The 18,637-nt window shown below is 66.4% G+C and carries 18 protein-coding genes; 12 read left to right on the plus strand and 6 right to left on the minus strand.

The window, feature by feature from the left end:
* Positions 1 to 21 precede the first annotated feature (21 nt).
* Positions 22 to 1,242, plus strand: coding sequence for a multidrug effflux MFS transporter (locus tag AAIL68_RS06025; protein WP_347138699.1), 1,221 nt, complete (start codon positions 22 to 24; stop codon positions 1,240 to 1,242).
* On the opposite strand, the gene AAIL68_RS06030 is transcribed toward AAIL68_RS06025, so the two are convergent.
* From AAIL68_RS06030 to AAIL68_RS06045, 4 genes are read right to left on the minus strand one after another with little or no spacing between them, the layout of a single operon-like run.
* Positions 1,201 to 1,884, minus strand: coding sequence for a nucleoside/nucleotide kinase family protein (locus tag AAIL68_RS06030; protein ID WP_347138700.1), 684 nt, complete (start codon positions 1,882 to 1,884; stop codon positions 1,201 to 1,203). The two genes, AAIL68_RS06025 and AAIL68_RS06030, sit on opposite strands and share 42 nt — an antisense overlap.
* Complete coding sequence (locus tag AAIL68_RS06035) at positions 1,881 to 2,654, minus strand: ATP-binding cassette domain-containing protein (RefSeq protein WP_347138701.1); 774 nt, start codon at positions 2,652 to 2,654, stop codon at positions 1,881 to 1,883. The genes AAIL68_RS06030 and AAIL68_RS06035 overlap by 4 nt, the downstream gene beginning before the upstream one ends.
* Positions 2,651 to 3,706, minus strand: coding sequence for an ABC transporter permease (locus AAIL68_RS06040; protein ID WP_347138702.1), 1,056 nt, complete (start codon positions 3,704 to 3,706; stop codon positions 2,651 to 2,653). The genes AAIL68_RS06035 and AAIL68_RS06040 overlap by 4 nt, the downstream gene beginning before the upstream one ends.
* 58 nt (positions 3,707 to 3,764) lie before the next feature.
* The gene (locus AAIL68_RS06045; protein ID WP_347138703.1) at positions 3,765 to 4,793 is read right to left on the minus strand and encodes a sugar ABC transporter substrate-binding protein; all 1,029 of its coding nucleotides are present in this window, start codon (positions 4,791 to 4,793) and stop codon (positions 3,765 to 3,767) included.
* A 111-nt stretch (positions 4,794 to 4,904) separates the two neighbouring features.
* On the opposite strand from AAIL68_RS06045, the gene AAIL68_RS06050 reads away from it, so the two are divergent.
* The 8 genes from AAIL68_RS06050 (at position 4,905) to AAIL68_RS06085 (ending at position 14,081) form a co-directional block, all read left to right on the plus strand.
* Positions 4,905 to 6,020, plus strand: a complete 1,116-nt coding sequence (locus tag AAIL68_RS06050) for an ROK family transcriptional regulator (RefSeq protein ID WP_347138704.1) — start codon at positions 4,905 to 4,907, stop codon at positions 6,018 to 6,020.
* A gap of 126 nt (positions 6,021 to 6,146) precedes the next feature.
* On the plus strand, positions 6,147 to 6,767 hold the full coding sequence (gene rpsD, locus AAIL68_RS06055) for a 30S ribosomal protein S4 (protein ID WP_347138705.1): 621 nt from the start codon (positions 6,147 to 6,149) through the stop codon (positions 6,765 to 6,767).
* A 497-nt stretch (positions 6,768 to 7,264) separates the two neighbouring features.
* Positions 7,265 to 8,209, plus strand: coding sequence for a Hint domain-containing protein (locus tag AAIL68_RS06060; RefSeq protein ID WP_347138706.1), 945 nt, complete (start codon positions 7,265 to 7,267; stop codon positions 8,207 to 8,209).
* A 99-nt stretch (positions 8,210 to 8,308) separates the two neighbouring features.
* Positions 8,309 to 9,400, plus strand: coding sequence for a histidinol-phosphate transaminase (gene hisC / locus AAIL68_RS06065; RefSeq protein WP_347138707.1), 1,092 nt, complete (start codon positions 8,309 to 8,311; stop codon positions 9,398 to 9,400).
* Positions 9,397 to 10,317, plus strand: a complete 921-nt coding sequence (locus tag AAIL68_RS06070; RefSeq protein WP_347138708.1) for a prephenate/arogenate dehydrogenase family protein — start codon at positions 9,397 to 9,399, stop codon at positions 10,315 to 10,317. Before hisC ends, AAIL68_RS06070 begins: the two co-directional genes overlap by 4 nt.
* Positions 10,318 to 10,380: 63 nt before the next feature.
* Positions 10,381 to 10,938 (plus strand): gamma-glutamylcyclotransferase, encoded by a 558-nt coding sequence (locus tag AAIL68_RS06075; protein ID WP_347138709.1) that lies wholly within the window; start codon positions 10,381 to 10,383, stop codon positions 10,936 to 10,938.
* 80 nt (positions 10,939 to 11,018) lie between these two features.
* Positions 11,019 to 12,398, plus strand: a complete 1,380-nt coding sequence (locus tag AAIL68_RS06080) for a hypothetical protein (RefSeq protein WP_347138710.1) — start codon at positions 11,019 to 11,021, stop codon at positions 12,396 to 12,398.
* 3 nt (positions 12,399 to 12,401) lie between these two features.
* A complete protein-coding gene (locus AAIL68_RS06085; RefSeq protein WP_347138712.1) occupies positions 12,402 to 14,081 on the plus strand; it encodes a peptidoglycan -binding protein in 1,680 nt (559 codons plus the stop codon).
* A gap of 15 nt (positions 14,082 to 14,096) precedes the next feature.
* Here AAIL68_RS06085 and AAIL68_RS06090 read toward each other — a convergent pair whose 3' ends face one another.
* Complete coding sequence (locus tag AAIL68_RS06090) at positions 14,097 to 15,143, minus strand: YihY/virulence factor BrkB family protein (RefSeq protein WP_347138713.1); 1,047 nt, start codon at positions 15,141 to 15,143, stop codon at positions 14,097 to 14,099.
* Positions 15,144 to 15,167: 24 nt separating this feature from the next.
* Entirely contained in the window at positions 15,168 to 15,890 is a 723-nt protein-coding gene (locus AAIL68_RS06095) for a hypothetical protein (protein ID WP_347138714.1), read from the minus strand.
* A 147-nt stretch (positions 15,891 to 16,037) separates the two neighbouring features.
* Between AAIL68_RS06095 and purB the strand changes: the two genes are divergently transcribed.
* From purB to AAIL68_RS06110, 3 genes are read left to right on the plus strand one after another with little or no spacing between them, the layout of a single operon-like run.
* Positions 16,038 to 17,360 (plus strand): adenylosuccinate lyase, encoded by a 1,323-nt coding sequence (gene purB / locus AAIL68_RS06100; protein WP_347138715.1) that lies wholly within the window; start codon positions 16,038 to 16,040, stop codon positions 17,358 to 17,360.
* A 60-nt stretch (positions 17,361 to 17,420) separates the two neighbouring features.
* Entirely contained in the window at positions 17,421 to 18,431 is a 1,011-nt protein-coding gene (locus AAIL68_RS06105; protein WP_347138716.1) for a FliG C-terminal domain-containing protein, read from the plus strand.
* A 40-nt stretch (positions 18,432 to 18,471) separates the two neighbouring features.
* The gene (locus AAIL68_RS06110; protein ID WP_347138718.1) at positions 18,472 to 18,615 is read left to right on the plus strand and encodes a hypothetical protein; all 144 of its coding nucleotides are present in this window, start codon (positions 18,472 to 18,474) and stop codon (positions 18,613 to 18,615) included.
* Positions 18,616 to 18,637: the final 22 nt, after the last annotated feature.

Genomic DNA, 18,637 nt, shown 5'->3' on the forward strand with positions numbered 1-18,637 from the left:
GTCTGACCGAAAGGCCCCCTCATGTCCGCGACCGTTCCCGATACAAGCGCAATGCAGCGCCGCTTGCCTCTGCCCGAATTCGTGGCACTGATGGCGTTCCTGTTCGCCACCGTTGCCTTTTCCATAGACGCGATGCTGCCCGCCCTGCCCGACATCGCGGCAGAGCTAACGCCCGACAACGTCAACCGTGCGCAACTGATCCTGACAGCCTTCATGGCGGGGATGGGGCTGGGCACGCTGTTCGCAGGCCCGATCTCGGACGCGATCGGACGGAAACCGGCGATCTTCCTGGGCACGGGGATCTATATCGCCGCCACCATCGCGGCGATCTTTTCCCACTCGATCGAGTTCCTGCTGGCCGCCCGCTTCATCCAGGGACTTGGCGCATCCGGGGCGCGCATCGTCGGGCTGGCTCTGATCCGCGATCTGTATTCGGGCCGGGAAATGGCACGGATTTCCAGCTTCGTGATGATGGTCTTCATCATGATCCCGGCGCTTGCCCCATCCATCGGTGCGGGCATCATCTGGTTTTCGGGCTGGCACGGCGTCTTCGTCGCCTTCATCCTGTTCGCGCTGATTGGTTCGACTTGGCTTGCCCTGCGCCAGGCCGAAACCCTGCCGCCTTCGGAACGCAGGCCCCTGCGCCTTGGCCCCCTGACCGCTTCCGCCCGGGAAGTCTTGTCGGACCGTCAGGTGATGCTCTGCACCGTGGTCCTGACGCTCGGCTTCGGGCAGATGTTCGCGCTGCTCTCCTCGGCCCAGCAGTTGTTCGGGGAAACCTACGGCAAGGGCGACAACTTCCCGGCTTGGTTCGCGCTGATGGCGATCCTGGCCGGCACGGGAACGCTGCTGAACGCGACCTTCGTAATGCGCTTCGGAATGCGGCGGATCGCGAAATGGGCCTATGTCATGCAGACGGGCGTGTCGGCCGTCATGCTGGCGCTGACCCTGACGGATGCCCTGCCCGCGTCCTTGCGCTTTCCGGCCTTTTTCTTCTGGGCCGTCAGCGTGTTCTTCATGGCGGGCGTGACCTTCGGCAACCTGAACGCGCTCGCGCTGCAACGCATGGGCCATGTCGCGGGCATGGCCGCGTCGATCATCGCCGCGCTGTCCACCATCGCGGCGACCCTGATCGCGGCCCCGGTCGGGCTGCTTTACAATGGCACCCCTCTCCCGGCGATGATGGCGACGCTGATATGCTCAGCCTTGGCCTGGTTCCTGATGAACCGGCTGCAGGACTGACACATCCGCTGCGCGTGACTGTCGCGTCACGAAGCGCGCATTGGCAAGGTCGTTTTCCAGGTGCGCCGCAATCTGGCGCGCGTCCTTGCCATAGCCCTGCCACCGCGCGGTCAGGCGGCGCTCCAGTTCCGCCTCCGGCACGTCCAGCCAGACCTTCAGGTCATACCGCAGCCGGTTCCAGGGCGCGGCGTCCAGCAGCAGGTAATTGCCCTCGATCACCACGACGCGGGCGTCGGGGCTGACGACCCCAGCCCCGGCAATAGCCAGTTCGCGATCACGGTCGAAGACAGGAAAGACCACCTCGCTCCTCGGCACCGCCAGCCGCTCGACAAGGGCGGCAAAGCCCTCGACATCGAAGGTCTCAACCGCACCCTTCCGGCTGCGCAAGCCGCGTGCATCCAGCACCCGATCATCCAGGTGAAACCCGTCCATCGGCACCAGCACCGCGTTATCCAAACGACCGACCAAAGCTTCGGCCAGCGTGGACTTCCCCGACCCCGGCGCGCCCGCCACCGCGACCAGAACCCGCGCGCCCTCCAACGCGCGGATCCGGGCCAGCAGCGCCCGCCCTTCTTCTTTGTCGAAATACCTTGGGGGGAGTCCGAAGGACGGGGGGCAAAGCCCCCCTTCCACGCCCGTCATGCCGCCAGAACCTCGGGCACACGCGCCCCGGTCATGTAGGCCACGGCATCCGACATCGTATGCTCCTTGGGATTGATGACGCAAAGCCGGCGCCCAAGGCGATGGATATGGATCCGGTCCGCCACCTCGAACACATGGGGCATGTTATGGCTGATCAGCACGATGGGGATGCCGCGGGACCGCACGTCCAGGATCAGGTCCAGCACCCGGCGGCTTTCCTTGACGCCAAGCGCGGCGGTCGGCTCGTCCAGAATGATGACCCGGCTGCCGAAGGCCGCCGCACGCGCCACCGCCACCCCCTGCCGCTGGCCGCCCGACAGCGTCTCGACCGGCTGACCGATGTTCTGGATGGTCATCAGCCCCAGTTCCGACAGCTTCTGGCGGGAAAAGGCGTCCATCGCAGGCTTGTCCAGCATCCCGAACCACTTGCCCATAACGCCAGGCCGCCGGATTTCCCGGCCCATGAACATGTTGTCGGAGATCGACAGCGCGGGCGACAGGGCCAGGGTCTGATAGACCGTCTCGATCCCGGCCTGACGTGCTTCCAGCGGACTGGCAAAGCTGACGGGCTTGCCGTCCAGCCGGATCTCGCCTTCATCGGGCTGCACGGCGCCCGAAATGGCCTTGATCAGGCTGGACTTCCCGGCGCCGTTGTCGCCGATCACGGCCAGGATCTCGCCAGGATACAGGTCGAAGTCGGCGTGGTCCATGGCGGTCACGCGGCCATAGCGCTTGACCAGGTTGCGGGCGGACAGAAGCGGCTCGGTCATGACGAAATCTTCCTGATCCATTGGTCGATGGCGACGGCGACGATGATCAGCCAGCCGGTCGCGAAAAGCTGCCAAAGCACGTCCACGCCCGCCAACCGCAGCCCCGAGTTGAAGACGCCCACGATCAGCGCCCCGATCAGCGGTCCCAGGATCGACCCGCGCCCGCCGAACAGCGAGATGCCCCCGATCACCACGGCGGTGATGGATTCCAGGTTCGCCTCGAAGAACGAGGTAGGGCTGACCGATCCGACACGCCCGATGGACGACCAGGCGGCTAGGGCACAGATCACCCCCGACACCATATAGACGGACATCAGCACGCGCTTGGTCTGGATGCCCGCAAGCGCCGCAGCCTCGGGGTCGTCGCCCACGGCATAGACTCGCCGCCCCCAGGCGGTCTGGTAGAGCGCATACCACAGGACCGCAAAGACGATTACCATCAGCACCACGCCATAGGTCAGCACCGCCCCGCCCAGGTTGAAGCGTTCGCCAAAGAACTTCAGCAGCGGCGCCTCGGCGTCCAGGGTCTGGCTGCGGATCGTCTCGCGGTTAGACAAATAATAATTCAACGCCAGGAAGATATTCCATGTCCCCAGCGTCGTGATGAAGGGCGGCAGCTTCAGCCGCGTCACAAGCGCGCCGTTCAGCGCCCCGGTCGCGGCCCCCACCGCCAGCCCGATCAGGATCGAGATCGGCACCGGAATGCCGAAATCGACCGACAGCTTGCCCATGATGACGGAAACCATCACCATGACCGCGCCGACCGACAGGTCGATGCCCGCCGTCAGGATCACCAGCGACTGCGCGGCAGCCAGTGTGCCCACGACCGCCACCTGCTGCAGGATCAGCGACAGGTTGAAGGCGGAAAAGAAGTTGGGCGCGATCAGCCCGAAGACGATCACCGACAGCACCAGCACGATGACCGGAACCATGGTGGGGTAGCGGTGCAGGAAATGCTGCACCCGGTCCAGCGCGCCGCGCGAGTGATGCTCGAAGCTGGCGACCGTCTCGGACGGGTTGCGCGCGACCACGGGGTCGGGGGTGTCAGACATCAGGCTCTCCGGGGTTCGGGAAGGGCGGCGGCGTGACACCGCCGCCCGGATGGTCAGGTCAGCCCCAGCACTGGGCCAGGCCCTCGTCCACGCTGATCGACGGCACGCCCTCGACCGGCTCGTCGGTCACCAGGTTCACGCCGGTATCGGTAAAATCCAGCCCCTCGGTCGTCTGCGGCTTGGTGCCGTCCTTGGCGAAGGCGGCAATCGCCTCGATTCCCATGGAGGCCATCTTCAGCGGATATTGCTGCGAGGTCGCGCCGATCACGCCCGCCTTGACGTTTTCCACGCCGGGGCAGCCGCCATCGACGGACACGATGGTCGCATTGCCTTCCATGCCAAAGGATTTCAGCGCCTCATAGGCGCCAGCAGCGGCCGGTTCGTTGATCGTGTAGACCAGGTTGATCGCCGGTTCCTTCTGCATCAGCGCCTCCATCGCCTGGCGCCCGCCCTCCTCGTTGCCCGAGGTCACGTCATGGCCGACGATGCGCGCGTCATCCTCGTCGCCGATGACGTTGTTGTCCTTCACATCGACGCCGAAGCCCTCCAGGAAGCCCTGGTCGCGCAGCACGTCCACCGAGGGCGCACTGGCCGACAGATCCAACATGGCGATCTTGGCCTCCTTCGCGCCGTCGCCCATCTTGCCCGCGGCCCAGGCGCCGATCAGGCGGCCCGCCTCGCGATTGTCGGTGGCAAAGGTCGCGTCCGCCGCGTCGATGGGATCAAGCGGCGTGTCCAGCGCGATGACCAGGATGCCCGCGTCGCGCGCCTGCTTGACGGATTCCACGATGGCCTTGGTGTCAGACGCGGTAATCAGGATGCCCTTCACCCCCGCCGCGATGCAGCTTTCCATCGCCTGCTGCTGGGTTTCGTGGTCGCCGTCGATCTTGCCCGCAAAGCTCATCAACTCGATGCCAAGCTCCTGGGCCTTGGCGGTCGCGCCCTCCTTCATCTTCACGAAGAAGGGGTTGATGTCGGTCTTGGTGATGATGCAGGCCTTGACCGGATCCTGCGCGGCGGCGAAGCCCGCCGACAAGGCCAGGACGGATGCCGCCAGCGACAGGCGCAATGCAGACTGATTGATCATTCTTGAAACTCCTCCGAATGGCGGCACCTCCTCCGCCTTGCCGTTTCAGGAAGCACAAAGCATTTCCCCTTGTCAATAAATCAATCATGTTGACTAATACGGGCAGGAAGGATGACGCCGATGTTGCATGACGTGAAAGGCCGGCTCGATCTCAGCCAGAACGAACGGCAGATCCTGTCGCTGATCCGCAGACGCGGGCCCTTGCCGCGCGCCGCCCTGGCGCAGGCCACGGGCCTGTCCCCGCAGGCCATCACCAATCTGACCAGAAAGCTGATCCAGAACAGGTTTCTTGACGCAGGAGAGGTCGTGCGCGGCAAGGTCGGCCAGCCATCCACCCCCCTGTCGCTTGCCCAGGACGGGGCGCTTTTCCTGGGGCTGAAACTGGGCCGCAGGCTGGTGGAACTGGCCCTGGTGGATTTCACCGGCCAGATAAAGATCCACCGGCAAGAGATATACAGCCATCCCACCCCCGAACGGGTGCTGACCTTTGCGCGTAACGGGATCGCGACGATCCTGGCCTCGATGCCGCAGCCTGACCGAATCGCCGGTCTTGGCATCGCCACGCCCTTTCGCCTGTGGGACTGGGGATCCGAGATGGCGGGCTGGCATGACTTCGACCTGGCCGCCCATCTGAGCGATGAGCTGCCCTTTCCGGTCTTTCTGGAAAACGACGCCAGCACGGCCTGCGCGGCCGAACTGATCTTTGGCCGGTCGGTCCTGCCGCGCGATTTCGTGCATCTGTATATCGCGCATTTCGCGGGCGGCGGCGTGGTCCTGGACGGGCGCCTGCGGGTCGGGCCGCGCCGCAATGCCGGAGCGCTTGGGTCCATGCCGATCCCGGGCGGGCGGCAGTTGCTGGACGTGGCCTCTGTCTCGACTCTGGAGGAGCGCCTGGGCCGGTCCCTGCCGCCCGACGATTCCGGCTGGCAGGTGCCGCAGGATATCGCGGCCCCGTGGATCGCCGAATCGGCGCAGGCCCTGGCCTTCGTCACGCTGTCGGCCACCGCCCTGCTGGACATTCCGGTCGCCGTCATCGACGGCGCCATCCCCCAAAGCACACGCCGCACCTTGGCCGATGCCACCCGCGCTGCCTTGGCGGACCTGCCCGCCGCGGGCATCGACCGCCCCCAGGTCATCGAAGGCAGCCTGGCCCGCAGCGCCCGCATCCTGGGCGCCGCCGCCCTGCCCCTGGCGCATTTCTTCGAACCGGGTGGCGCGCTGACTTGACAGCGCCCCGCGCGTGTTTATAAGCGCGCACTTCATTGGTGTTGGCGGACCCCGCAAGGGGAAGCCTGTCGGGTCTTCGGACCAAAGGACAACGCCCTTCGATAACATGAAAGAAGGAGATCAGCGGTGACGAAACGCACCTCTGCCAAGTACAAGATCGACCGCCGCATGGGCGAAAACATCTGGGGCCGCGCCAAGTCCCCGGTGAACAAGCGGGAATACGGCCCCGGCCAGCACGGCCAGCGCCGCAAGAACAAGCTGTCCGACTTCGGCACCCAGCTGCGCGCCAAGCAGAAGCTGAAAGGCTACTACGGCGACCTGACCGAAAAGCAGTTCCGCCGCATCTATGCCGAAGCCGAGCGCGTCAAGGGCGACACCGGCGAGAACCTGATCGGCCTGCTGGAGCGCCGCCTGGACGCCGTCGTCTATCGCGCCAAGTTCGTGCCGACCATCTGGGCTGCCCGCCAGTTCGTGAACCACGGCCACATCACCGTGAACGGCCAGCGCGTCAACATCGCGTCCTACCGCGTCAAGGAAGGCGACGTGATCGCCATCCGCGAGCGTTCGCGCCAGCTGGCCATCGTGCTGGAAGCCGTCGCCCTGACCGAGCGTGACGTGCCGGACTATCTGGAAGTGGACCACAACAAGATGACCGCGACCTTCGTGCGCACCCCGGCCCTGGGCGACGTGCCCTATGCCGTCGTGATGGAGCCGAACCTGGTCGTCGAATACTACGCCAAGAACTGATCCGTCGGTTCCTGGACATTATCGGGCCGCATCCTTCGGGATGCGGCCTTTTTTCATTTCACGCCGAAGAAGCGATTGCGAACCAGGATGAACCGCGTTTTAGTCGATTTGTCTGCTTATCTCGTTCGCATGGTTTTCGCGATTCCCCTCGATTCGGCGGGATGCCGAGTCTGTTTCCAGGATGACGACATGCCTTACACGACCTCCGTTCCCGACAGCTCGATTGATCTTGAAGCCACCACCCCGATCCTGACCGTTCCCCGACCCTTGTCCTGAACGAGCTTGGAACCCCCGCCGCGTTCGATCGATACGATGTCAATGCGACCTCGGCGACCACGCTGGAGCGGGGCGACACCCTGACCCTCGTGGACGAGACCGGCGCCACCGTGGATACCGGCACCTTCGCCGGAACAGCCGTGCTATCGACCGAAACCCTTTTTGCCGGGGTGGAGACTCCCGGAATTCCGCCGGTTGTTCCCCCTGTGCCCCTGGGAAGCTTGACGGTTCAATTGAACCCGGTCGAAGTGGGCGTCTATACCGACGAGGCCGGCCGCGCTTTCCTGTTGTCGGACCAGCCCCTCAGCGAAGACCGGCTGAGCGTCATCGTCGATTTCAGCCTGATCGGGATCGATCTTCCACCCACGGTCGTGCCGCTCAACGACATCGCCGGCACCCTGGCGGGTATCCCCGTGTTGGCGCCGGTTCTGGGGCCGGTCACAAGCGCCGTCACAAGTCTGGCCCAGCAGGTGCTGGATACGGCATTGCTGTCCCTGGACTATGACCCCGCGGGCACGATGCCGCTGGACGACGACGACGTCGTCCCCTGCTTCACGCGCGGCACCTTGATCCAGACGGCTGATGGCCCCGTTGCCGTCGAGGATCTGACGGTCGGCACTCTGGTCCGCACCCGCGACAATGGCGATCAGCCCATCCGCTGGATCGGCCGGGTCACGCTGTCGCCCGCCCGCCTGCGCGCCCAGCCGAAGCTGCGCCCGATCCGCATCGCGGCAGGTGCGCTGGGGCCGAACCATCCCGCCCAGCCGCTGGTTGTGTCGCCCCAGCACCGGATCCTGGTCCGGTCGGCCATCGCGCAGCGCATGTTCGGCACGGCCGAGGTTCTGGTCGCGGCCAAGCAGCTTTTGCCGCTGGACGGATTCGACATCGCCGACGATCTGGAAACCGTCGAATATTTCCACATCCTGTTCGACCGGCACGAAATCGTCTTTGCCAACGGGGCCGAGACCGAATCGCTCTATACCGGACCCCAGGCCCTGCGCGCCGTCGGCCGCGCCGCAAGAGAGGAGATCTTCGCGCTGTTCCCCGAACTGGAACAGACGGCGGACAAGCCTGCCGCCGCGCGCGATCTTCCCTCGGGCCGCATGGCGCGCAAGCTGGCGATGCGGCATCAGCAGAACCGCAAGCCCTTGGTGGCGCTGCACTGACAGGGTGGCATCCGGCGGCCATGGCTGCCGGATTTCCCGCGCATGACACTTCCTCGGCGCGCCGCGATGGAATAGACGGGGCGCGCAAAGGATGGAAACATGACGCAGATCACCCCCCAACCCGGCATCATGGACATCGCGCTCTACGTCAGCGGCGAAAGCAGGCTGCCGGGGCGCGGCGATGTGCTGAAGCTGTCGTCGAACGAAAACCCGCTGGGATGCAGCGAAAAGGCGCGTGCCGCCTATGCTGCTGCGGCGGCGGATCTGCACCGCTATCCGAACACCGACCACGCCCCCCTGCGCCGGGCGATCGGCGAGATCCACGGCCTCGACCCCGACCGGATCATCTGCGGCGTGGGATCGGACGAGGTTCTGCAATTCGTGGTCCATGCCTTTGCCGGCGCGGGTGACGAGGTCATCACGACCGAGCATGGCTTTTCCATGTATCCCATCCTGGCCCGCATGGTCGGTGCGGTTCCTGTCACGGTCCCCGAAAACGAACGCCGCATCGACGTGGACGCGATCTTGGCGGCGATAACGGACCGCACGCGGATCGTCTTCATCGCCAACCCCGCCAATCCGACCGGCACCATGCTGACGCCGGACGAGGTGCAGCGCCTGGTGGACGGCCTGCCGCCCGCCGTGCTGCTGGTCCATGACGGCGCCTATACCGAATTCGCGGCGGACGCCGATGGCGGCGTGTCGCTGGTGGACCGTCACCCGAATGTCATCATGACGCGCACCTTCTCCAAGATCCACGGGCTTGGCGGGCTGCGCATCGGCTGGGGCTATGCCAGCCGAGAGATCATCGACGTGCTGAACCGCATCCGCCAACCCTTCAACCTGTCCACCGCCCAGATGGCCGCCGCCGAAGCCGCGATCCGCGACACGGGCTTCCGCGACCATTGCGCCGACCTGAACGCCCGGATGCGCGAGCGGCTGCGCAATTCGCTGATCCAGATGGGCATCGGCTGCGACGAAAGCTTTGCCAATTTCGTACTGGCCCGCTTCGCCGACCCGGCCGAGGCCGAGGCAGCGGACGCGGCCCTGCGCGCCGATGGCATCCTGGTCCGCCGCGTCGCGGGATATGGCCTCCCCACCGCCCTGCGCATCACCGTCGGGGACGAGGATGGCGTGACCCGCGTCCTCGACTGCCTGTGCCGCTTCATGTCGGAACGGGGCCGCGCATGACCGTGATCTATGACCGCGTGGCCCTGATCGGCCTTGGCCTGATCGCCGGGTCCATGGCCCATGCCATCCGTGAAGGCGGTCTGGCGCGCGAGGTCGTGGGCTTCGCCCGCAGCGCCGAGACGCGCGCCACCGCGCGCGAGATCGGCCTCTGCGACCGCATCACCGACAGCGCGACCGAGGCGGTGGCGGATGCCGACCTGATCGTCCTGGCCGTTCCGGTCGGCGCCATGGGGGCCGTCGCGGCCGAGATCGCGCCGCACCTGAAGCCCGGCGCGACCGTCACCGATGTGGGGTCGGTCAAGCAGTCGGTCATCGACGCCGTTTCCCCGCATATCCCCACGGGCGTCCATTTCGTGCCGGGCCATCCGCTGGCGGGAACGGAACATTCCGGCCCCCGCGCGGGCTTTGCCAGCCTGTTCCGCAACCGCTGGTGGCTGCTGACCCCCCTGCCCGACAGCGACCCGCAGGCCGTTGCGCGCCTGTCCGATCTGGTCCGCGCCATGGGCGCCAAGACCGACAGCATGGAGCCCGCGCATCACGACCTGGTGCTGGCCGTGACCAGCCACGCGCCGCACCTGATTGCCTATACGATGGTGGGCGTGGCCGATCACCTGCGCCGCGTCACGGACGAGGAGGTGATCCAGTACTCCGCCGCCGGCTTCCGCGACTTCACCCGGATCGCCGCCAGCGATCCGACCATGTGGCGCGACGTATTCCTGCACAACAAGGAGGCGACGCTGGACATCCTGGGCCGCTTCACCGAGGAACTGTTCGTGCTGCAGCGCGCGATCCGCATGGGCGACGGCCAGCAACTGTTCGATTACTTCACCCGCACCCGCGCGATCCGCCGCGGCATCATCGAGGCCGGGCAGGACACCGCCGCCCCCGATTTCGGTCGGGTCGCGACAACGGTCTAGCCTGAAACCCTTTTGCCTGCCGCTGCTCTGTTCTAACCTGGAAAGGTCAACGGGTCGGTGACGATGCGCAGGATTGAATGGGTCTTCGGCTATGGATCGCTGATCTGGGATCCGGGATTTTCGCCGGTCGAGACCGCGCGCGCCTGGGTCAGCGGCTATGCCCGCAGCTTCTGCCTGCGGTCGATCCAGCATCGCGGCACGGCGGCACTGCCGGGGCTGGTGCTTGGCCTTGACGAACAGCCGGGCGGCGAATGCGGCGGCCTTGCGCTGCGGATCGCGGACCGCGACCATGACGAGGTGCTGGCCTATCTGCGCGCGCGCGAACTGGTCACGGACGCTTACCGCGAGGCGATCCTGCCCCTGCGGCTGGAGGACGGCCGCCGGGTCGAGGCCCTGGCCTATGTCATGCGGCGCGACCACGTCCAATATGCGGGCGGCCTTGATCTGGCCGAGCAGGCCCAGATCATCGCGCGGGCGCAGGGCGGGCGGGGGCCGAATGCGGATTACCTGTTCAACACCGCCGCCCATCTGGCGCAGATCGGGCTTGCCGATGCGACAATGGACCAACTGACCGCGCAGGTGCGCAAGCTGCTGGAAAGCGACAGAAACCCGGCGGCCTGACCTTCGGATCGCTTGGCAAGTGAAGGGGCGCGCCCTACACTCGGCCTCCATGACAGCCTTGGCCATGGGAATGCGACCAGTTGACCGAACCGACCAGCAGCCAGCGGCCTGACCGTTCCGACCTTCCGCGCCGGGCAGGGACGGCAAACCGGCGGATCACGGCGACCCGCGCCCAAGGCCCCGCAAGCCCGCATTTCTCTCAGCCGGTGCGGCAGATCGTTCTGATGGTCACGGTTCTGGCCCTGGTGCTGGCGGGGGGATGGATCACCTATGGCCGCATCCTGCCGATCTTCCGGGCGAACCTGTGGCTGAACGGATTGATCCTGACGGTCTTCGCCCTGGGGATCCTGGCCTGCTTCTGGCAGGTGGCGCAGCTGATTCGCTCGGTCAGCTGGATCGAACGCTTTGCCGCGCGCCGCAGCAATGCGGTGGAAAAGGGCATCGCCGCGCGGGGCGGGCTGGACACCAGCGACCAGCCGCCGCGCCTTCTGGCGCCTCTGGCGGCGCTGCTTGGCACGCGGGGGCCGATCGGGGGCGTCATCTCGACCAGTGCGGCGGCTTCAATCCTCGACTCTGTCGCCACGCGCATCGACGAGGTGCGCGACATCACAAGATACCTGTCTAACCTGCTGATCTTCCTGGGGCTTCTGGGAACCTTCTACGGCTTGGCGACGACCATCCCCGCCGTGGTCGAGACGATCCGCACCCTGGCTCCGCAGCAGGGCGAAAGCGGAATCCAGGTCTTCGACAAGCTGATGAGCGGGCTGGAAGCCCAGCTTGGCGGCATGGCGACGGCGTTCTCATCATCCTTGCTGGGCCTTGCCGGGTCGCTGGTCGTGGGCCTTCTGGAACTGTTCGCGACCCACGGCCAGAACCGCTTTTACCGCGAACTTGAGGAATGGATGTCCGGCTTCACCCGTGTCAGCCTGGCCGGGTCCGAAGGCGAAGGCGTCGATCAGGCCGCATTGGCGGGCTTTCTGGAACAGATGGCCGTCCAGATGGACCGCCTGCAGCAGTTGCACGCCGAACGCGACATGCAGCGCGACGATGCAGCGGCCATGGCGGATGAACGGGTCGTGGTGATGGCCCAGGCCATCGAGGCCCTGGTCGGGAGCAGCGCGGCCGAGCAGGAGGCATCCTTGTCCCGCATCGCCGCCCTGACCGAATCCTTGTCGCGCCTCGCCGATGGGCAGGACAGGCTGATCGCCGGGCAGGACCGGCTGGTCGATCTGGTGCGGATGGAGGCGGAACGCCCCGGCATCCCCGCGCTGGACCTGCGCGGGATCGAGGCTGCGCTGAACCGCCTGACCACCGACCTGACCGAGGGGCGCGAGGAGATGGTGGCCGAACTGCGGTCGGACATCCTTGTCCTGACCCGCGCGGTGCGCGCGGCGCGCTTCAACGATCCGTTCCGCGACGACCTGCTGCGCGATCCCTTGGTGTCGCGGGACGGGAGCTGACCCATGGCCCTGCGCCGCGCCGCATCCGGGCACCGCTTTTCGGCCAATATCTGGCCGGGCTTCGTGGATGCCCTTGCCACGCTGCTGATGGTGCTGGTCTTCGTGCTGACGATCTTTACCGTCATGCAATCGGTGCTGCGCGAACAGATCACCGACAAGGATGACACCATTGCCGAACAGGGCCAGACGATTGCCGGGCAGACCCAGACCATCTCGGCCCAGGAACAGCGGCTGGCACGGCTCGGGCAGCAGGTTTCCGCGCTTGGGCAGGCGCTGACCGCGTCCGACGACCGCAGCGCGGCGCTGCAAGGCCAGCTTGCCGATGCCGAAGCCGAGGCGCGCGACCGCGCCGCCCGGATCGCGCGCCTGTCCTCTCAACTGGAAAGCAGCCAGGGGGAACTGGCGCAGGCCCGGTCCCGCCTGACCGATTTCGAGGCCGAGGTCGCAGCCCTGATGGCCGCACGCGCGGCCGACGCGGAACAGGCCAGGGCGCAGCAGCAACAGATGCAGGCCAGGCTGACGGAACAGCAGAATCGCGCCAGCGCCGCCGAACTGGCGGTGGCCGCCGCACGTCAGGAGATCGACGCCCAGGCCGAACAGGCCCGCCTTGCCGCCGCCCGCCGCGAGGCGCTGGAGGCCTTGGTGGCCGACCTGCGCCAGAAAGGCGCGGCGAGCGAGGCAAAGGCGGGCGCGTTGCAGGCCAAGCTGACCGAGGCCGAGGCCGCCCGCCTGACCGACGCCGAAGCCGCGCGCGCCCTGCGCGAACGGCTGGAGAGCGCGGATGCCGAACTGACCGCCATGACCCTGGCACTAGAGGAAAGCCGCAAGCGGGCCGAGGAAACGCTGACCCTGCTGGCGGCTGCCGAGGCTGCCCGCGATGAGGCCACCGCCCAGGCCGCCCGCACCGTGACCGAGGCCGAGCGTCAGGCCGCCCTGCTGGCGACGGCGGAAAAGGCCCTGGCCGACCAGAAGACCCTGTCGGACGACGGCCAGCGGCGCGTGGCCCTGCTGAACGAACAGGTCGCTTCGCTGACGGCGCAGCTTGGATCGCTGCAGGCGCTTCTGGACGCCGCGGGCTACGAGCAGAAGCAGGCGGAACTGCGGGTCGAAACCCTGGGAAAACAGTTGAACGCCGCACTGCTGCGCGCGGCCGAGGAAACCGACCGCCGCCTGACCCTGGAAGAACAGGCCCGCCAGCGCGCCGAGGAGGAGGCGAAGGATCTGGCCCGCTATCGGTCCGAGTTCTTCGGCCGCCTGTCCGAGATCCTGTCGGGCCGCGAAGGCGTGCAGGTGGTGGGCGACCGCTTCGTCTTCCAGTCCGAGGTTCTGTTCCCGCCGGGTGCCACGACCCTGTCACCCGAGGGTCACGAGCAGATCAAGCGCGTGGCCGGGATGCTGTCCGAGATTGCCGATGACATTCCGCCAGAGATCGACTGGATCATTCGCGTGGACGGCCATACCGACAACACCCGGCTTTCCGGCACCGGGCGCTATCGCGACAACTGGGAACTGAGCCAGGCGCGGGCCTTGGCCGTGGTGCGCTACATGATCGACGAACTTGGCTTTCCCGCCGACCGCCTTGCCGCCACGGGATTTGCCGATACGCGCCCCGTGATGCAGGGCAATTCGCCCGAGGCGCTGGCGGCAAACCGGCGCATCGAGCTGAAGCTGACCGAACGCTGATCGCCTGCTGCGGCCCTATACCGGCTTGTCGGCGGGCTTCGCATCCTTGGGCGCGGGAACGCCCGCCATCTGGCGCAGGTGATTTTCGATCTCGGAATTGACCTCGGCCCCGACCAGCACAACGGTCGATGCGAACCACAGCCACATCATCAGCGCGATCACGGCACCAAGCGAGCCATAGGTTTCGTTGTAGTTCGCGAAATTCGCGGCATACCAGCTGAACAGGATCGAGGTGATGACCAGCCCCACGGCGGCGATGACAGCGCCGGGCGAAATCCAGCGCCAGCGCGAATCCGGCGCGTCCGGTCCCCAGCGGTACAGCGCCGCGAGCGCCAGGATCAGGACGCCGAACATGATCGGCCAGCGGATCACCGAAACCCAGGTGCTGGTCGAATCCTCCAGGGGCAGCATCTGCAGCAGGATCGGGATGACCGCGATAAGCCCCAGCATCAGGATGATCAGCACCAGCCCGCCCAGGGTGAAGGCCATGGACACCAGGTTCAGCTTGAGGAAACCCCGTGTCTCGGTCTGGAAGAACGCGACGTTCAGCGCGGAGAGCAAGGCCTTCATGCCGCCATTGGCCGAATAGAAGGCAATCAACAGCCCGGCGATCCCCGCCAGGGACAGCGCGGTTCCCGGAGACGAGGTGATCGATTCGACCTGCCCCCGGATGATGTCCAGCGCCCCCTGCGGCAGGAAGCTGTCCAGCATGTCCAGATGCCCCGCGATCGTCGCCGGATCGGCCACCAGGCCATAGATGGACACGAACGCCGTCAAGGCGGGAAACAGCGACAGAAGACCAAAGAACGTGATCCCCCCTGCGACCGCCGTCACTCGGTCGGTGCTGATCTGCTCAAGGGTGGATTTCGCAATCGCCATCCAGTCGGCCTTGGCCAGGTCACGCAGCCCGACATCCTTGCCGGCCGGATGAACGGCGGGCCGGGTCTGCGCCTTGGCGGACGTGTCAGACGTGGCGTCCGTCTTCATCCCGAACCGCTTGCGCGTGGGATCGTCCAGATCCCCGAACAAGGCGTCAAGGACGCCGGGGGTGGTGCTCCTCATGGGCTGCTCCCGGTCGTGTCTCGATCAAAGCCGGTGGGTGCGGTCGGTGTCGCCCGCGTCCCGCTGGCCTTGTCGGGGCTGTTCGCCGCGCAGGGCCGCGCGCAGTTGATCGGCTGTCGCCGCAAATTCGGACACGACTTCGGTCGCTTGGCGCGCCACGCTGCGGAAGCCGTCCATGGCGACAGCCAGCGACTTGGCAACCCCTTCCAGGCTCTCGGACAGGCGTGTCGAGGTATGGATCAGATCTTCGACGAAGTTGCCCTTGGGGGCTTTCGGGGCCTTGTACGCCTTCGGGGCGTCGCGGTGCTGCGATGCCTCGGCCCGCAGGCGGCTGGCCTGCTGATGGTCGGCATGTTCCTGGGCGCGGACGCGGCGGCGCATCGCCTGGCGCTCATCCTCGTCCATCTGGCCAAAGCGCGGGGCATTGAACTTGCGCTGCGGATGCCTGGGACGGGGATCGTCGGAAATCGCGTCGGCGATTGCGCGCACGGCATAGACCGCCGCCGCCGTTCCACCCGCAACTCCCAGCGCGATGCCGCCCCAGACCGCGATCTTCGTGCCAAGCGCGGGCGTCGGATAGGCCGAGCGCCCGTCGGGGGACATGCGCCCCGAAGCGATCACCCGCCGCGCCTGGAACGACGGCTTGGGACCGTGGTGTCCCGAAGGCACGGGCCGCGGGCCAAAGCGGGTTTCGCTGGTCCGATCCGCCTCGGTCTGCGGACGGTCGTCGTCATGGGTCGGATACATTGCTTCTCTCCGGTCTTGTCGGATTGGTCGAATCCTCAACAGCTTGCGTGGCCGGAATGTTCCCATGCCGGGCCGGGCGGAAATCGAAAACTTGCCGCCGGGTCATTGCACCGGTATGCCCGGCCCCAACCAGGAAAGAGGCCCGCCATGATCCCCCGCTATGCCCGCCCCGAGATGACCGCCATCTGGTCACCCGAGACCCGTTTCCGCATCTGGTTCGAGATCGAGGCCCATGCCTGCGATGCCCAAGCCGACCTGGGCGTCATCCCGCGCGAGAATGCCGAGGCCGTCTGGCACGCCAAGGACGTGGAATTCGACGTGGCCCGCATCGACGAGATCGAGGCCGTCACCAAGCACGACGTGATCGCCTTCCTGACCCACCTGGCCGAGCATGTCGGATCGGACGAGGCGCGCTTCGTCCATCAGGGCATGACCAGCAGCGACGTTCTGGACACGACGCTGAACGTCCAGCTTGTGCGGGCCGCCGACATCCTGCTGGCCGATCTGGACAAGGTTCTGGCCGCGCTGAAGCGCCGCGCCTATGAACACAAGGACACGGTCCGCATCGGCCGCAGCCACGGCATCCATGCCGAACCCACGACGATGGGCCTGACCTTCGCACGCTTCTACGCGGAAATGGACCGCAACCGGAACCGTCTGGAAAAGGCCCGCTGGGAGATCGCGACCGGCGCGATTTCCGGCGCGGTCGGCACCTTCGCCAATATCGACCCGGCGGTCGAGGAGCATGTCTGCGCCAAGCTGGGCCTGCGCCCGGAACCGATCAGCACCCAGGTCATTCCGCGCGACCGCCACGCAATGTTCTTCGCGACCCTTGGCGTCATCGCCAGCAGCATCGAAAACATCGCCATCGAGATCCGCCACATGCAGCGGACCGAGGTGCTGGAGGCCGAGGAGTTCTTCAGCCCCGGCCAGAAGGGTTCGTCCGCGATGCCCCACAAGCGCAACCCGGTCCTGACCGAGAACCTGACCGGCTTGGCCCGCCTGGTGCGCATGGCCGTCATCCCGGCGATGGAGAATGTGCCGCTGTGGCATGAACGCGACATCAGCCATTCCTCGGTCGAACGGGGCATCGCACCCGATGCGACCATCACGCTGGACTTCGCGCTGAACCGGCTGGCGGGCGTGATCGACAAACTGGTCATCTATCCCGAAAACATGCTGAAGAACATGAACAAGTTCAAAGGGCTGGTCATGTCGCAGCGCGTTCTGCTGGCGCTGACGCAGGCGGGCGTGTCGCGCGAGGACGCCTATCGCCTGGTGCAAAGAAACGCCATGAAGGTCTGGGAACAAGGCGCTGATTTCAAGGAAGAACTGCTGGCCGACCCCGAGGTGACGGCGGCGCTGTCCCCGGCCGAGATCGAGGAGAAGTTCGACCTTGGCTATCACACCAAGCACGTGGACACGATCTTCCGCCGCGTGTTCGAAACCGACCAGAAATATCCGTCGTAAACCGCGCGTTAGGAAAGCTCTGCCAGATTGGCCGCAGGGACGGTCGATCTGGACAGGGTTATGACGATACAAACAGGACTGAACCAACGGCAAAAGGCGGCGGTGATCGTGCGCCTTCTTCTGGACGATGACGAGGCGTCGAGCCTGTCGCGGCTGGACAGCGAAAGCCAGACCCTGCTGGCCGAGGAAATGGCGGGGATGGAACTGATCGACCGCCAGACCCGCGACGCGATCATCACCGAATTCTGCGACCGGCTGGAATCGGTCGGCGTGACCTTTCCGGGCGACCTGGACGGCACGCTGGCGATGCTGGGTCAGCAACTGTCCGAGGACAGCACCGACCGGCTGCGCCGCCGCGCGGTGATCCAGGGCCGGGGCGATCCCTGGGCCCGCATCGGCGCCCTGCCCGCCCCCGCCGTCCTGTCTCTGGCCAACAGCGAAGCGGTCGAGATGGTGGCCCTGATGCTGTCCAAGCTGCCGGTGGAACGCGCCTCCGAGGTCTTCGTGGGCCTGCCCCGCGAACGGGCGCGGGCAGTGGCGCAGGCCATGTCCATGACGGCGGGTGTCACGCCCGAATCGCTGCATCGCGTCGGCCTGATCCTGCTGCAGGCGGCCGAGGCCCTGCCCCGGCCCGCGATTTCCACTCCTGCTACGGACCGGATGGGCGCGATCCTGAACTTCGCCACCGCCGATCTGCGCGACGACGTGCTGGACAGCCTTGACCGGCACGACGCCGATTTCGCGGGCGGCGTGCGCAAGGCGATCTTCATCTTCGCCCATATCCCCGCCCGCGTCATGCCCCGAGACATCCCCCGCATCGTGCGCGAGGTCGATCAGCCCATCCTGGTCCGCGCGCTTGCCGCAACCGACGAGCCCGAGGCGGCCGCCGCCGAGTTCATCCTGACCAACCTGTCGCAGCGCATGTCGGACGGGCTGCGAGAGGAGCGAAACGACCTGGGCAAGCTGCGCGCCTCGGACATCGAGGAGGCGATGACCGAGGTCGTCTCGGCCATCCGCCGCCTTCAGGAGGCGGGCGAGATCACGCTGATCCTGCCGCAGGATGACGGGTAAGGGTGCTTGCGCCGCACCTGCGGCCGGCGGATAAGACGGCATGACAAATTCCATCGCCATCGCGATTGTGGTCCTGATCCTGGGCCTGTTCGTCGCCGATCAGCTGTGGCTTCAGTGGCAATTGCCGCTGATGGCGGCGCGGATGGTGGATGGCTTCATCGAATATCTCAGCTTCTGGCGCTAACAGGGGGCTGACGCGTCCCAGG

The organism is Paracoccus sp. SSK6, from assembly GCF_039770665.1.
GTDB lineage: Bacteria > Pseudomonadota > Alphaproteobacteria > Rhodobacterales > Rhodobacteraceae > Paracoccus.